This window comes from Caldimonas brevitalea (genome assembly GCF_001017435.1).
GTDB lineage: Bacteria > Pseudomonadota > Gammaproteobacteria > Burkholderiales > Burkholderiaceae_C > Caldimonas > Caldimonas brevitalea.
The window spans coordinates 1,357,778-1,373,132 of sequence record NZ_CP011371.1 but is presented as its reverse complement, the minus strand read 5'-3'; the positions used below and the strand labels follow the sequence as shown (position 1 = coordinate 1,373,132).

The window sequence follows — 15,355 nt, the reverse complement described above, 5'->3', positions numbered from 1 at the left end:
CGCTGGGGAGACGGTCGAAACCGGAAATCAGAAGGCGTATGACACGCTGACGTGGAACTTGTCGTCACCCTTGTCGGGCACCGAAGGGTTTTCGGTGCGGTCGGCGCGGCTGCCGGTGACGACGTAGCCGTAGTCGGCGCTCAGGTTCGCGCCGCTCGGGTGAGCATAGCGCAGGCCGACTCCCACGCTCGCCAAGCGGTCCTTCTGGCGCCGTTCGGGTCGGTCGGCGACATCGCTGCGCACCAGGCCGGCGTCGACGAAGGCCGAGCCGCGCAGCCCCTGCACCCATTCGGGCGTGTACGCCTCGAGGTTGAACGACAGCCCGCTGTCGCCGTACAGCACCCGGTCCGGCACGCCGCGGATCGAGCCGACACCGCCGAGTCCGAAGGCTTCGCCCGCGATCAAAAGGTCGGGGCTCCACTGCGCCGCGCCGCGCGCCTGCAGCTGCCAGCCGCCGGCGAGTTCGCGCGCAATGCTGGCACCACCGCGCACCGCCTTCCAGTGGATGGTGTCGATGTCGCTGTTCTCGGTGCGGTAGGCCGACAGGCTGTTGCCGCCGCCACTGCCGACGTTCAGCGCGAACTCGAGGTGATAGGCCCACACCTGCCGCTCGGCTTCGCGGCGTCCGATGAACGCGAGCGACACCGGACGCGACCGGCGGTCGTCCTGCACCGCCTGGCCGTCGACTTCCGCCGCCCGGTACAACTTGTCTTCAAAAGCGAACGTGATGTAGGCGCGATAGCCGCCTTTGGGCACCAGGTATTGGGAATAGCCGAGTTTGTAGGTGCGGCCGGCGGCGGTGCTCTCGAAGGTGCCGTAGTCGGTGCCTGCGGCGGTCAACCCGAAGGTGCCGACCACGTCGGAGTCGGTCACGCTGGCAAAAGCGACGCCGCCCCAGTCGTAGAACGGCGCGCGGTAGGTCAGCCCCACCTGTTTGACGTGTGAGGGTTGGTCGACCGAGGTGGTGTAGGCCGCGCCCAGCACGTGGTCGCGGTTGAACAGGTTGTTGTAGCTGGCGGCGACCGACAGCCGGTCGCGCCCGGTCTCCCGCGTGCCCGCGTTGTTCCAGGCCACACCGGCCGACCAGGGTCGCTGCTCGGTCACCCGCACCGTGGCGTGCAGGCTCTCGTCGTCGGGTGCCTGCTTGAGCGACACCACCAGCTGACGCGACGGATTTTCGTTGGCGACCGCCGTCTCCCGCGCGAGTTTGAGCAGATTCGGCGACGTGCCTTCCTTCAGGCTGGGCAGTGCGCGGCGCACATTCGCATCGTCGAAATGCGGTCCGTTGCCTTGCAACTGCACCTTGCCCAGCGCGAAGCGGACCACGTTGAGCGTGATGGTGTCGCTCAGGGCTTGCGGCGGCAGCACCACGCGGTAGAGCGAGTAGCCGCGGTCCTGCAAGGCCTTCTCCAGCGCGGCGGTGGCGCGCTGCAGCACCTCGAGCGTCGCGTCTGCGCGCAAAAAGGGCGCCAGGATCTCGCTGGTTTCGCCGCTGCCGAGCGGGTTTTCGCCGTTGATCGCGAAACCCTTGATCGGAAACACCGCCTCGGGCGGTGCCGACACCGCCGGCGTGCGGGGCTCCTGCGCCCCGGCAGCCCCGTGGGCCGCCCAGGCCAGCAGCGCCGCGGCCGCAAGGCGGGCGGGTGCCGGCCTTGCGGCGCGTCGGGATGGATGCTTCATCAATACGTCCCTTCGATGACAAGCCGGTCAGCGGCAGACCTCTGCACCGGGCAGCAGGTCGCTCAACAGACTGTAGAGGGCAGGATGCTCGACGTCGGGCAATGGCGTCCGGTCGAACTCGATGAACAGGGGCAGCGCGGCCGGCCGTTTGGTCTCACCGCCAGGCGAAGCCCAGCCCGCCTCGCCGCGGCCGAGCTGCAGCACTTCGCCGGCCGTGGCGATCTCGACGTGGCCGTCGCGCACGTACACATACAAACCCTCGGGGTCGTCGCCGAGCGGCTCGGTGCCGAACAAGGCGTCGAGATCGACCTGCACCTCGTCGGGCCGCGGCGCGTCGATCTGCGGCCCGGCGTCGAGCCGGCGCACACCGGCCGGGCCGACGTGCAGCCCCTGGCCCTGGCCCACCAGTTCTTCGCCGCCGCCGGCGGGTGTCACCGCCACAGTGCCTTCCCAGGTGTACAGCGTGAGGCCGGACCCGGCCGGCCCGGCTTCACCGGCACACACCCCGGTGCACACGATGTCGAAGCCGGTGCCGCGGATGCCGATGGTCGCCGTGGCGGTCGCGATGCCGACCCGGTTCGGGTTGGCCCGCCCGATGACCCCGGTCAGCGCTCGCATCGACCCGCGCGCCAAACGCACCAGGAACGACCCTTCCGCCGGCGACTTCGCATCGAACACGAAGTTCTCCACCTTGAGCCGACTGTTCGCCGCCAATGCGGTGCGGCTCTGGTCGCGAAACACCAGCAACGCGAAGGTGCCGGCGCCGGTTTCCACCACATCGCCCGGATAGACCGGGCCGCCCAGCGCCAGTCGGCGGCGCGCGCCCGCGCCGTCTTCGGCGTAGACATCACCGCGCATCACCGCCAGCTTGGCGCTGGCCTGCACCGCGTTGGGCCGGGTCGGCTGCGCCACCCGGGTCGATTCCTCGCGACATTCGCTGGCCGCACACAGCCGGGCGTCGAAGTCGGTGCCGCGGATGCCGATGGTGGCGGTGGCCGTCTGCACCTGCGCGGCGTTGGGCGAGGTCTTGTTGATCAAGCCGGTGATGGCGCGGAAACCGCCGCGGAACAGCTGCGTCACCATCGAGTTGTCGGTGGCGTTTTCGCGGAAGCGGAAGGTGCGCAGCAGCAGGTCGGAATTGGGCCGCAGTGTCATGCGGGTGCCGTCGTTCAGTTTCACGATCGCGAACGACGCGGCGCCGGTGCTGAGCCGGTCGCCCTCGTTCAGCGGCAGGCCCTTGCCGAGCGTGCGCGGCGCCTGGCCCTGCAACTGGGCAAACCCGACGCCACGTGCGAAATCGACCTCACCGACGCGCTGCTGTGCGAGCGCAGGCAGCGCCAGCGCGGCGCCCCACATCACTGTCACGGCGAGCCGGCCCCAGGCCGCCCAACGCCGCAGCCCGGATCGGGCGCTCTGGTCAACGACAGACATTTTCGGCCTCCACTGCCACCTTGCCGAAACGCTCGGTCTCGAGCGTGCGCTGCAGTTCCACCAGCACCTGGATCACCGGGATGTCCACCCCGGTTTCCGGGGCGCCAGGCGGCGGTGGGGGTGGCGGCGCTATTTGGATGAAGCCGGCATTGGTGCTCGCGATGCCGAAGGGGTCGTCGGTGCCGTAATCGCCCGTGCAGCTGTCGTCGCAGACAACGTTGTTCAGCACCGGCACGTTCTTCGCGCCCGTCGCATAGGCCACCGCATCGGCGTTCTCGCCGCTGCCGCGCACGAAGCGCACGCTGCCGCCGCTGGCGGGCATGTTGACGGTCAGTGTGTCGCCGTAGCGGATCGCGCCGTAGGCCCCGGCAGCGCTACCGCCCCCAACCGTCAGGGAGGCGGCGTCGATCGTGACCGTGCCGCCTTCGGCCGACGCGGCGCCGTCGACACCCTGGATCAGCACCTCGGTGCCGGCCTTCAGCTGCAAGCTCTCGTTCGCCAGCACGCCGGCGTCGCCCGAGGCCAGGGGCGCCGCGTTGGGGCCGGCGCGCTGCGCCGCTTTGGCACTGAGGGCCGGCGCGCCGATGATGCGCAAGGCGCCGCCGGCCTCCAGGTTGACATTGACGCCCTGCACCTGCGGGCCCACCTCATCGCGGGCCGGGCGCACGTCCAGATCGCCGAGGGTGCGCAGCGTCACGTCGCCGCGGTCGTTGGTCGCCTGCAGCACTTGCAGCGTGGCGGTCCCGAGGTTGTTCAATTCGATCGCCGCGGTCCCGCTGCCCACGCCCACCCGGGCGTCCAGACGGCCGGCCTCGGTGGCCGCCCGGATCTGGTTCGCGGCCGCCAGCACCACGGTGTCACTGCGCAGCTGCGCGACCTTGGCCGAGGCGTCGCCGAGCACCGACCCCTGGTCCGCGCGCACCGTCAGGCGGCTGCCCGCCGACAGCACGCCGGTGCCGAGCTGTACGTCGCCCCCTTGGGAGCGCAGCTCGAGGTCGTCGAAATTGCCCATCGATTTGTCGACCAGCAAGCTCGCATCGGCAAGCAACACGCCCCGCGAGAAGGTCGAGCCGCTGCCCGTCAGCACTTCGACCTGTCCGGTGCGGGCCGGCGCGTCGCCCTCCAGGTGCAGTGCGACCTGGCCGCCGGACAACGTCTGGGCATACAACTGGTTGTCGTCGTCGGCCGCCAGCTGGACACGGATCGCGTCGCCCGCGTCCGAGCCGCCGATCAGCCCGCCGGACGCAAACAATTGAACCGCACCGTCGCCGCCGGCGGTGGCCTCGATGCGGCCCTTGCCGCTGGGGCCGTTGACGATGCTGGCGCCGCTGAGCCGCAGGGAGTCGGAGGTCAGCGTGCCGTCCAGCACCAAGCTGCCCTCGCCCGCGTCGAGCTGCAGCGTCGGGTTGGGCACCACGACCGCCAATGCGGACACCGGGAGGATCGAGCGCTCGGCGCTGCCGTCGAGGACCCGCAGGCCGTCGCTGAAGACCGACACCGTGCCGTCGAAGAACCCGTTGCCTTGCACGCGGAACGCCAGGCTTCCGAGCTGGTTGCCGGTGTCGCTCAGGTCGACCCGGGCCGCGGTGATGTCGAGGTGGGCGGTCTGCAGCGAGGAGCCCGACTGGATCACCTCGCCATCGGTGAAGAAATCGACCCGTTCGAAACGGCTCAGGTTGACGTTGCCGCCGCCCTCGCCGCCGCGGATCTCGATGCTCGGCGGCGTGCCTTCGCCGACGCCGGCGATGGTGCTCACCAGCAGCCGGCCCGCGGTGATGCGGTCCAGCTCACCCTGGTCGATCGTCAGCCCGTCGTCGAAGCCGCCGCCCAGCTCGCCTGCCTGTAACGCGACGGTCTGGAATCCGTTGCCTTGAAAGCTCACCTTGGGGGCTGCGAGGGTGCCGTCCCCGCCGGTCTCGCCGGTGTCGATGCGGAACGAGCCCAGCCCGGTGAAGCGAGCCTCGGTGCCCGCCGTCACCGCGGCGCGCAGCTGCACGCCGCCGCTCGAGTCGGAACCAGCGTCGAGCAAACGGCCGACGCTCAGGCCACGCACCACCGTGCTCGCGCTCGCGCCTTCCGTCACCGCGCCCAGGCCCAGCTCGTTCGACGTGCGGGCGTGCAGGTCGCGCCCGACGCTGCCCCACAGGTCCGCCTCGACGTCGTGCAGCGTCACGTCGCCATCGGGCGCTTGCGTGACCACTTCGACCGCCGCGCGCCGCCCGCCTTCGACGTCCCGGGTGCGCAGGCTGTCGATTTCGATGCTGCCGGCAGACGAGCGCAAGCTGACCGTGTTGGCCGGTTGAGAACCGCCGCCGGTGAATTCGGACGCGAAGGTCGGCGCCGTGTTGACAACGCGCGCGGTGAGGTCGCCCACCGCCTGCACCCTCAGGCGCCCGCCATCGGTGCTGACGTCGTTCAGCGCGACGCTCGCCTTGACCGGCCCCGCGTTCTGGGCGCTGTCGGTCCCGGCCAGCAGCGTGATGTCGCCGACGAAGGTGCTGCCCGAGATGAAGTTGCGGGTGGCGATGCGGGTCGGGCCGCCGTCGCGCAAATTGATGCCGCAGGCGGCGCCCGTCGCACAGCCCGCCTGCTTGGTTTCGAGCCACAGCGAGACGCCGGGGGCCATCAGCAGCTCGCTCTCGGCGCCCCAGCCTTCGGCGGTGATGGCCCGGGTGGCTTCGATCGTGACGGTGGAGCCGAACGAAAAGAAGGCCTCCAATTCGCTTTCGAAGACCTCGGTGGCCTGGCCCGGGAGTTCTTCTTCGGGCAGGTTGCCGTCGAAGTTGGTCGAGCCCGAGCCGGCGCGGATCACGATCGACTCCGGGTCGAGCAGCCAGCGGCCGCCCTGACCCATCGGTGCCGAGACGTCGGGCACGCCGCTGCGCAGCAAGGTCTTGCCCGAGGTTTCGACCCGGCCGCCGTTGCCGCCGCGTGCACCGCCGCGGGCGCTGAGCTTGCCGCGCGAAACGGTGCGGCCGTCGGACCACACCACCACGGTGCCGCCATCGCCCACCTCGACCGCGTCGGCCTTCAGGGTCGCACCCGGCGCCACGCTGGTGCTGCCGGCATTCTCAATCGTGGCATCGCGGCCCTGCCAGCCGCCGCCCACCAGCACCGCGCCCCCGCCCTGGCGGCCGGAGGCGTCCAGCGTCGCGCCGTCGAGCACGTGCGTCTGTTCGCCGGTCACGACGATCTGACCACCGCGTTCGCCGTTTCGTGCGCTGACCGCACCCGCGACCTCGGTCTGGTGCCGACCCTTCAGCCACACCTTGCCGTCCACCGTTTCGAGCCCGTCAGCGTGCACCATGCCGCGCTGCTTCAACGTACCGGCAAACAGGCCCACCGCGCCCGCTTCGACCGAGCCGAGGTTGAGCACCGTGTCGCCGCGGTTGGCCACTTCGAGCTGCACGCCTTCGAGGCCGCGGCCGGTGATGGTGACCGATTGGCCGGCCGCCAGGATGGCGTGGCCCTGCTCGACCTTCAACACACCTTGGTTGGTGATCTGCGGCGCGATCAGGTAGACGTCGCCATGCGCCTGCACGGCCCCAGTGATCGCAATGCCCCCCGGCACACCGTCGGCCTGCAGCCGCACCTTGCCGGCCCGCCAGTCGGTGTCGCTGACATTGAGCGTCGACGCGGTGAAGCCGGCCGTGTCGAGCACGGCGCCGCGACCGAACACGATGCCGGCGCTGTTGATCAGGAACACCCGCCCATTCGAGCCGAGCGTGCCGAGGATCTCGCTCGGCCTGCCGCCCGTCACGCGGTTGAGCACGCTGCTGTGCGCGCCCTGCTGCTGGAAGTACACGCTCTGGCCGCTGCCGATGCCGAAGCTTTGCCACTGGATGATGGCGCCCGCCGTGTTGCGCACCTGCAAGTGCGAGCCTTGCTGGTGGATCTGCACGTTGCCCTGCACCACCTGAGCCCCCTGCGGCAAAGCCAGCAGGCCCGACGACGCGAAGCCCAACGCCAGCGCGGCGGCCAGCGGCTGGACCGCGAAGCGCCGCGTCGCGCGGGCCGGGGTTTTCGATGCTGCCGTTCGCCGGCGCGGCAGCGTCGACACGCCGCTGTCCGCGCAGGACACAGGATAGGGCACGTTGGTGAAGGACATAGGTGCGGTCATGATGCTCTCCTCCGCGTCCCGGCGAAGGCGGGAACCAGCGGCGCTTCCTCACGGCGCCCTTGCGGCGCGCGGCCTGTTCAGGCCCCTGCCCTCGAGGGAGGGTCGAAAAGCCCAGGGATTACATCACCGAAGGCTGCAACGGCCAACCCTCGGACTAGGGATGCCCGGCGGTGCTGCCGCCCCCGCTGTCATTTCGCTTCGGATGTGGGGCCGAAAGCCTCGCGCATCGCTTGGTCGAGCGTGGCCGGCGTGGCGGCGAGCCGGGCCCGCGCCCCCTCCGGCACCTCACGCTGCCGCGGGCCCCATACCGGCTGCGGAAAGTGGCTGTCCCACACATGGCGGGCGATGATGTGCCAGTGCAGATGCGGCACCATGTTGCCGAACGCCGCCAGGTTGATCTTGGTGGGGCGCAGGTGGCGCCGCAACACCGCCTCGACCTCGGCCACCGCGTCCAGGCATTCGTGACGTTGCTCGGGCGTGAGGTCGGTCAGTTCGGCGCAATGCGCGTTCCAGATGACGCGGTAGTAGGCCGGGAAGTCCTGGTCTTCGACGCGCACCAGGCGCCAGTGCGGCCGTTGCAACACCAGCATCCCGCCGGGCGAGCGGCACAATTCGCAGGCGGGATGCAGTGCCGCCGCCCGGTCCCGGGCGTTCTCTTCTTCCGTGTGTCGAGCCATCGTGATCCCATCGAACAGCCACAGCATCATGGACGTTTCGGGCCGCACTTGCTGTCGATGTGCCGCCCGCGTGAAGCGTCATTATCGAGCGTTGCAGCAGCACTCTGGCGCTCGCCCCAGCGCGCTGGCACGCGGCACCGCATGAAGGCCGCCGAGACCTTGCAGCAGGCCCGGCTGGCGCTCCACAGCGCCGACTTCCGCACGGCCCGGGCGTGCTTCGACGCCGTGCTGCGCGCGGTGCCGGCCGAGCAGATCCGCCCGGCCTTGTGGTTCGGCTATGCGTGCACGCTGGCCGCTCTCGGCGAGTTGCGTGCGTCGACCGAGACGATCCGCTACATCGGCCCCGACGACCGTCTTGCGCTGCTGCAGCATCCGCACACCGACCGGGCGCTCGCCGACGTGCTCGCCGTCGGCTGGGACGCACACCAGGTGCAGGGCCTGCTGTGTGCCTACGCGATGCGGCAGGGCCGCTGGGAGTACCGCCCCGGCTTTGTCGCCGCGCTCGAGGCACTGGCCCAGCGTTGTGCCGGTGTGCCCTTGCACCGCTCGCTGGTGTTCGACGCCTTCTCCTTCGGCAGCGACGACGGCCTGATCGCCGCGTTGACGCGTCGCTTCGCGGACGACCATGCGCCGTCGCCCGCTGCACGTCCGGCCGCTGCAAGCGCGCCTTCACCGCGGACCGACGGCCGCTTGCGGATCGCGCTGCTGGGCGGCGGCTTCCGGCGCCACCCGACCTATTTTCTGCACCGGGACGTGGTCGCCGGGCTCGACCGCGCCCGGCTGCACCTGACCGGCATCTACCTCGACCCCGACGTCGATGTTTACACCGACGATCTGCGCGGCCTGTGCGACGCCTGGCAACACCGGGCCGGCGAAGACCCGGCCGAGGTCGCCCAGGCCATGCGCGCCGACGGCTACGACATCGTCTGGTCGCTCGGCAGCTTCCAGCAGAGCCCGGTCGCCGAGGTGCTGCTGCACCGCCCCGCGCAGCTGATCGTCAACGGGCTCGCGTCTTACTACCCGCATGGGCGCGGGCTGGTCGACTATGCGGTGATCGACCCGATCACGGTGCCGCCCGCCGCGCACGCGCACTGGGACGAAGCGCTGATCGAATTTCCCGCCACACCCTATGTGCTCGGCCGCGGTATGCCCGGTGCCCCCGCCGCCCGGCCCGACCGGGCCGCGCTCGGCCTGCCAGCCGACGCCCTGGTGCTGGCCGCCACGCACCAGAGCTACAAGCTGTCGCCCGAGTGTCTGGCGCTGTGGGCGGCGGTGTTGCAGCGCTGCCCGCAGGCCGTGCTGTGGCGACTCGAAAGCAAGCCCGCCACCGATGCCGCCTGGCGCGCCGGCCTGGCCCGCCACGGCATCGGCCCGGAACGGGAGTGGATCGCGCCGGCCACCTCCTGGGCCGCACACCAGGCCCGGCTGGGTGTCGCCGACCTGTTTCTCGACGCCACGCCGATGGGCGGCCACACCACGCTGCTCGAGGCGCTGGCGCAGGGTGTGCCGGCCGTGACCGTGCTCGGCCCCGGGCCGGCCGGCCGCATCGGCCACGCGATCTTGCAGGCGGTCGGGCTGGACGACGCCTGCACCGCGACCGCGCGGGAGTACGTCGAATCGGTGGCACGCTGGGCCGCCGACGGGTCGCTGCGCCGGCGCTGGCGCGAGCAGTTGCAGCAGCACCTGCCGGGCGGCCCCCATCTGAGCCCGGCACTCGATCCGGCGCGGCAGGCGCGCTGGTGGGAACAGGCCTTCACGCGCATCTGGCAGCGCCATCTGCAAGGGCTGCCGCCGGCGTCGTTGCGGATCGTCGACGAGGCGCAATAAAAATGAACACGCCCCGCGAGCGGGGCGTGTCGACCGCAGCAGCGGCGCGTCAGACCAGCACGCGCTCGATACCGCCCTGGTTGGCGCGCGCCACGTACTGCGGCATCCAGTCCTCGCCGAGGATCTGGCGCGCCATCTCGACGACGATGTAATCGGCTTCGAGCAGCCCGTTGTTCAGGTCGTTGCCGTAGCGGCTCAGGCCCTGCAGGCAGCTGGGGCACGAGGTCAGGATCTTCAGGTTCTCCTGCTCGCCGACGGCGCCGCTGGCGCGCATCGCCGCCTCGCTCTTGCGCAGCTCTTCCTGCTTGCGGAAGCGCACTTGCGTCGAGATGTCCGGGCGGGTCACGCCCAGGGTGCCCGACTCACCGCAGCAGCGCTCGTTCTTCACCACGTTGTCGCCGACCAGCGCCTTGACCGTCTTCATCGGGTCTTGCAGCTTCATCGGGCTGTGGCAGGGGTCGTGGTACAGATAGGTGCCCTTGGGCTCGATCTTCAGACCCTTCTCGAGCAAGAACTCGTGGATGTCGATGATGCGGCAGCCCGGGAAGATCTTGTCGAACTCGTAGCCCTGCAGCTGGTCGTAGCAGGTGCCGCAGCTCACCACCACGGTCTTGATGTCGAGGTAGTTCAGCGTGTTGGCCACACGGTGGAACAGCACCCGGTTGTCGGTGATGATCTTCTCGGCCTTGTCGAACTGGCCAGCACCGCGCTGCGGATAGCCGCAGCAGAGGTAGCCCGGCGGCAGCACGGTCTGCACGCCGGCATGCCACAACATCGCCTGCGTCGCCAGGCCCACCTGCGAGAACAAGCGCTCCGAGCCGCAGCCGGGGAAATAGAACACCGCTTCGGTCTCGGCGCTGGTGGTCTGCGGGTTGCGGATGATGGGGACGTAGTCCTTGTCTTCGATGTCCAGCAGCGCGCGCGCGGTCTTTTTCGGCAAGCCGCCCGGCATCTTCTTGTTGATGAAGTGGATCACCTGCTCGCGGATCGGCGCCGTGCCGACGGTGGCCGGCGGCTTCGCCGTCTGGCGCCGGGCCACGCTGCGCAGCACGTTGTTGGCCAGGCGCTGGACCTTGAAACCGACATCGACCGTCGCCGTGCGCAACAGCTTGATGGTCTCGGGGTTGGTGGCGTTGAGCATCATCATCGCCATCTTGTTGCCCGGCCGGAAGCTCTTCTTGCCCATCTTGCGCAGCAGGTTGCGCATGTTCATCGACACGTCGCCGAAGTCGATCTTCACCGGGCAAGGGTTGGCGCACTTGTGGCACACCGTGCAGTGGTCGGCGACGTCCTCGAACTCCTCCCAGTGCTTGATCGACACGCCGCGGCGCGTCTGCTCTTCGTACAGGAAGGCCTCGACCAGCAGCGAGGTGGCCAAAATCTTGTTGCGCGGGCTGTACAGCAGGTTGGCGCGCGGCACGTGGGTCGCGCACACCGGCTTGCACTTGCCGCAGCGCAAGCAGTCCTTGATCGACTCGGAGATCGCGCCGATGTCCGACTGCTGCATGATCAGCGACTCATGCCCCATCAGCCCGAAGCTGGGCGTGTAGGCATTGGTCAGGTCGGCGAACAAGCCGGGCTCGCGCATCAGCTTGCCCTTGTTGAAGCGGCCTTCCGGGTCGACGCGGCGTTTGTAGGCCGTGAACTCGCGGATCTCGGCGTCGGTCAGGAACTCGAGCTTGGTGATGCCGATGCCGTGCTCGCCCGAGATCACGCCGTCGAGGCTGCGGGCCAGCTTCATGATGCGGCCGACCGCCTCGTGGGCCGTCTGCAGCATCTCGTAGTTGTCGCTGTTGACCGGGATGTTGGTGTGCACGTTGCCGTCACCAGCGTGCATGTGCAGTGCCACCCAGACGCGCCCGCGCAGCACCTCCTTGTGCAGCCGCTTGCACTCGTCGACGATGGGCGCGAACGCGGCGCCGGCGAAGATGCCTTGCAGCGGCTTCAGGATCTGCGTCTTCCACGAAGCGCGCAGGCTGTGGTCCTGCAGCTGCGAGAAGAAGCTGCGGCCGCTGTCGGGCTGCACCATGTCGAGCTGGTGCAGCCAGCGCTGCCACAGCGCCGCGGTGTCGCGGATCACGGTCAGGGCCTGTTGCACGCGGTCTTCGAGCAGCTCGGCGCTGGGGATGTCGTTGGCGTCGTCGCCCTTGCCCAGCGGCAGCTGCCCGGCCATGAAATAGGCCTCGAGCCGCTCGGCCAGCGCAAGCTTGTTGCGCAGCGACAGCTCGATGTTGATGCGCTCGATGCCCTCGGTGTACTCGCCCATGCGGGGCAGCGGGATCACCACGTCTTCGTTGATCTTGAAGGCGTTGGTGTGCTTCGAGATGGCGGCGGTGCGCTTGCGGTCGAGCCAGAACTTCTTGCGGGCGTCGGCCGACACGGCCACGAAACCTTCACCGGCGCGGCCGTTGGCGAGCCGCACCACCTCCGAGGTTGCTTTCGCCACCGCGTCCGGGTCGTCGCCGACGATGTCGCCGATCAGCACCATCTTGGGCAACACGCCGCGCTTGGACTTGGTGGCGTAGCCCACCGCCTTCAGGTAGCGGTCGTCCAGGTGCTCAAGGCCGGCCAGGATGGCGCCGCCCCGCTTGGCCTCGGCGAACATGTAGTCCTTGATCTCGACGATGCTGGGCACCGCGTCCTTGGCGTTGCCGAAGAACTCGAGGCAGACCGTGCGCACATGGGCGGGCATGCGGTGCACCACCCAGCGTGCCGACGTGATCAGCCCGTCGCAGCCTTCTTTCTGGACGCCCGGCAGCCCGGCCAGGAATTTGTCGGTCACGTCCTTGCCCAGGCCCTCCTTGCGGAAGGTGCGGCCCGGGATGTCGAGCCGCTCGGTGCGCACCGGCGTCTTGCCGTCGGCCTCGAAATAACGCAGCTCGAAGCTGGCCACCTCGACATCGTGGATCTTGCCGAGGTTGTGGTTCAGGCGCACCACCTCCAGCCACTGCGCCTCGGGCGTCACCATGCGCCAGGAGGCCAGGTTGTCGAGCGCGGTGCCCCACAGCACAGCCTTCTTGCCACCGGCGTTCATCGCGATGTTGCCGCCGATGCACGAGGCTTCAGCCGAGGTCGGGTCGACCGCGAACACGTGGCCGCCGCGTTCGGCCGCGTCGGCCACGCGCTGCGTCACCACGCCGGCCTCGGTCCAGATGGTGGCGACCGGCCGGTCGAGGCCGGGCAGCGACACCATCTCCACCTCGGTCATCGCCTCGAGCTTTTCGGTGTTGATGACGGCCGACTGCCACGTCAGCGGCACGGCACCGCCGGTGTAGCCGGTGCCGCCGCCGCGCGGGATGATGGTCAGGCCCAGCTCGATGCAGTCCTTCACCAGCGCGGCCATCTCGGCCTCGGTGTCGGGCGTCAGCACCACGAACGGGTATTCGACGCGCCAGTCGGTCGCGTCGGTCACATGCGACACGCGGCTGAGGCCGTCGAACTTGATGTTGTCGCGCGCGGTGTGGCGGCCAAGCACCTTGACGGCACGCCGGCGCAGCTGGGCCACCGCCTCGAACTGCTCGGCAAAACTCGTCACGGCCTTGCGGGCCACCAACAGCAACTCGCCCACCAGGGCATCGCGGCCGTGGTCGTCGCCCGGCGTGCGCCGCTTCTCGACCTCGCGCAAGCGGTGGTGCAAGGCGTCGATCAGCAGCTTGCGGCGGCGCGGGTTGTCGAGCAGGTCGTCCTGCAGATACGGGTTGCGCTGCACCACCCAGATGTCGCCCAGCACCTCATACAGCATGCGCGCGGATCGGCCCGTCTGGCGCTCCTCACGCAGCCGGCTCAGCAGTTCCCAGGCGCGGGGGCCCAGGATGCGGATGACGATCTCGCGGTCGGAAAACGAGGTGTAGTTGTAAGGGATCTCGCGCAGCCGGGGGGCTGCGTGGCCGGCGTCCAGCTGGGCGGCGGCGATGTCCTTCAGGGGGAGCGGTGCGTTCATGGGCTCCGGGCGCGTGAGGCGTGGTTGTAACTGCGCTTAAACGGCAATCCTACCGCAGCGCCGCCGCTCGGCCTCCGCCCGGGGCCATCCGGGGCAGCGGAAAGCCGGGAAAACATGACAGAAGCAGCGACACGAGACAGCGGCGGCCGCCACTCAAGAGGCCCGATGCGGGCGACGGCCAGTGGGGCTTTCCCCCTTGCTCTGCCTGTACGATCCGACACATAAACGCCGCTGTCACAAACCGGCACGACCATGCGCGGTTTGCCGCCGCCCCCGACGCGGCGCCTTTTGTTCCCTGGAGTTGTATCGATGAAATCTCGTTTCCCCCTCGGCGCACTGGCCCTTGCCGGACTGATGACGTGGGCGCCCGCACACGCGCAAACCGAGATCCACTGGTGGCATTCGATGGGGGGCGCACTGGGCGAGTGGGTCAACGACCTGGCGCGCCAGTTCAACGAGAGCCAGAAGGACTACCGTATCGTGCCCACCTTCAAGGGCACCTACGACGAGACGATGACGGCCGCGGTGGCCGCCTTCCGCGCCGGCAACGCGCCGCATGTGCTGCAGGTGCTCGAGGTCGGCACCGCGACGATGATGGCGGCCAAGGGCGCCATCAAGCCGGTGGCCGAGGTCATGAAAGAAGCGGGGCAGAAGTTCGAGCCGCAGGCCTATGTGCCGGCCATTGGCGGCTACTACACGGCGCCCAACGGCCAGATGCTGAGCTTCCCGTTCAACAGCTCCACGACGGTGTTCCACTACAACAAGGACGCCTTCAAGGCCGCCGGCCTGAACCCCGACCGGCCGCCCAAGAGCTGGCCCGAGGTGGCGCTCGCCGCCGGGCAGCTGAAGGCGGCCGGCCACAAGTGCCCGTTCACCACCAGCTGGATCAGCTGGACCCAGCTCGAGAGCTTCTCGACCTGGCACAACGTCGAGTTCGCCAGCCAGCGCAATGGCTTCGGCGGCCCGTCGGCACGGCTGTCGTTCAACTCGCCGCTGCATGTGCGGCATTTCGAGAACCTGGCCAACATGGCCAAGCAGGGGCTGTTCATCTACAAGGGCCGCGGCAACGCGGCCGATGCCACCTTCGTCTCCGGCGAGTGCGCGATGATGACCGGCTCGTCGGGCCTCTACGGCAACATCAAGCGCAACGCCAAGTTCGCGGCCGGCATCGGCCCGCTGCCCTATTACCCCGACGTGCCCGGCACACCGCAAAACACCGTGATCGGCGGCGCCAGCCTGTGGGTGATGGCCGGCAAGAAGGCGCCGGACTACAAGGGCGTGGCGCAGTTCTTCGCGTTCTTGTCGCGGCCCGAGGTGGCCGCCGCCAGCCACCAGCGCACCGGTTATCTGCCGGTCACGCTGGCGTCGTACGAGCTGACCGAGAAGGCCGGCTTCTACCAGCAGAACCCGGGCACCGACGTGGCCGTGACGCAGATGGTGCGCAAGACCACCGACAAGTCGCGCGGCATCCGCCTCGGCAACTTCGTGCAGATCCGCACCATCATCGACGAGGAGACCGAGCAGTTGTGGGCCGGCAAGAAGCAGCCGAAGGAGGCGCTCGACGCGGCCGTCAAACGCGGCAACGAGCAGTTGCAGCGCTTCGAGCAGGCCAACCGCCGTTGACCCGACCCGTGACAGGCCCGGGCCCCGGCGTGGCGACGCAACGCCGGGGGTGATGCC

The 15,355-nt window shown here is 69.4% G+C and carries 7 protein-coding genes; 2 read left to right on the top strand and 5 right to left on the bottom strand.

The window, feature by feature from the left end; genetic code table 11:
* Nucleotides 1-27: 27 nt before the first annotated feature.
* From AAW51_RS06040 to AAW51_RS06025, 4 genes are all read right to left on the bottom strand, one after another.
* Nucleotides 28-1,680 carry a ShlB/FhaC/HecB family hemolysin secretion/activation protein gene (locus AAW51_RS06040; protein WP_083438112.1) on the bottom strand — a complete coding sequence of 551 codons (1,653 nt, stop codon included), beginning with the start codon at nucleotides 1,678-1,680 and terminating at the stop codon, nucleotides 28-30.
* Nucleotides 1,681-1,707: 27 nt separating this feature from the next.
* Complete coding sequence (locus AAW51_RS27900) at nucleotides 1,708-3,111, bottom strand: FecR family protein (protein ID WP_083438111.1); 1,404 nt, start codon at nucleotides 3,109-3,111, stop codon at nucleotides 1,708-1,710.
* Nucleotides 3,098-7,231: a filamentous hemagglutinin N-terminal domain-containing protein gene (locus tag AAW51_RS27895; protein WP_083438110.1), complete on the bottom strand. Its 4,134-nt coding sequence runs from the start codon at nucleotides 7,229-7,231 to the stop codon at nucleotides 3,098-3,100. Before AAW51_RS27895 ends, AAW51_RS27900 begins: the two co-directional genes overlap by 14 nt.
* Before the next feature lie 188 nt (nucleotides 7,232-7,419).
* Complete coding sequence (locus AAW51_RS06025) at nucleotides 7,420-7,908, bottom strand: HIT family protein (protein WP_047197465.1); 489 nt, start codon at nucleotides 7,906-7,908, stop codon at nucleotides 7,420-7,422.
* Between the two features lie 141 nt (nucleotides 7,909-8,049).
* On the opposite strand from AAW51_RS06025, the gene AAW51_RS27890 reads away from it, so the two are divergent.
* A complete protein-coding gene (locus AAW51_RS27890) occupies nucleotides 8,050-9,735 on the top strand; it encodes an O-linked N-acetylglucosamine transferase, SPINDLY family protein (protein ID WP_053013368.1) in 1,686 nt (561 codons plus the stop codon).
* A gap of 49 nt (nucleotides 9,736-9,784) precedes the next feature.
* Here the strand turns inward: AAW51_RS27890 and AAW51_RS06015 are convergent, their stop codons facing one another.
* Nucleotides 9,785-13,675 carry a DUF3683 domain-containing protein gene (locus AAW51_RS06015; protein WP_047193889.1) on the bottom strand — a complete coding sequence of 1,297 codons (3,891 nt, stop codon included), beginning with the start codon at nucleotides 13,673-13,675 and terminating at the stop codon, nucleotides 9,785-9,787.
* Between the two features lie 309 nt (nucleotides 13,676-13,984).
* On the opposite strand from AAW51_RS06015, the gene ugpB reads away from it, so the two are divergent.
* Entirely contained in the window at nucleotides 13,985-15,298 is a 1,314-nt protein-coding gene (ugpB, locus tag AAW51_RS06010) for a sn-glycerol-3-phosphate ABC transporter substrate-binding protein UgpB (protein WP_047193888.1), read from the top strand.
* The last annotated feature ends 57 nt before the right edge of the window (nucleotides 15,299-15,355 follow it).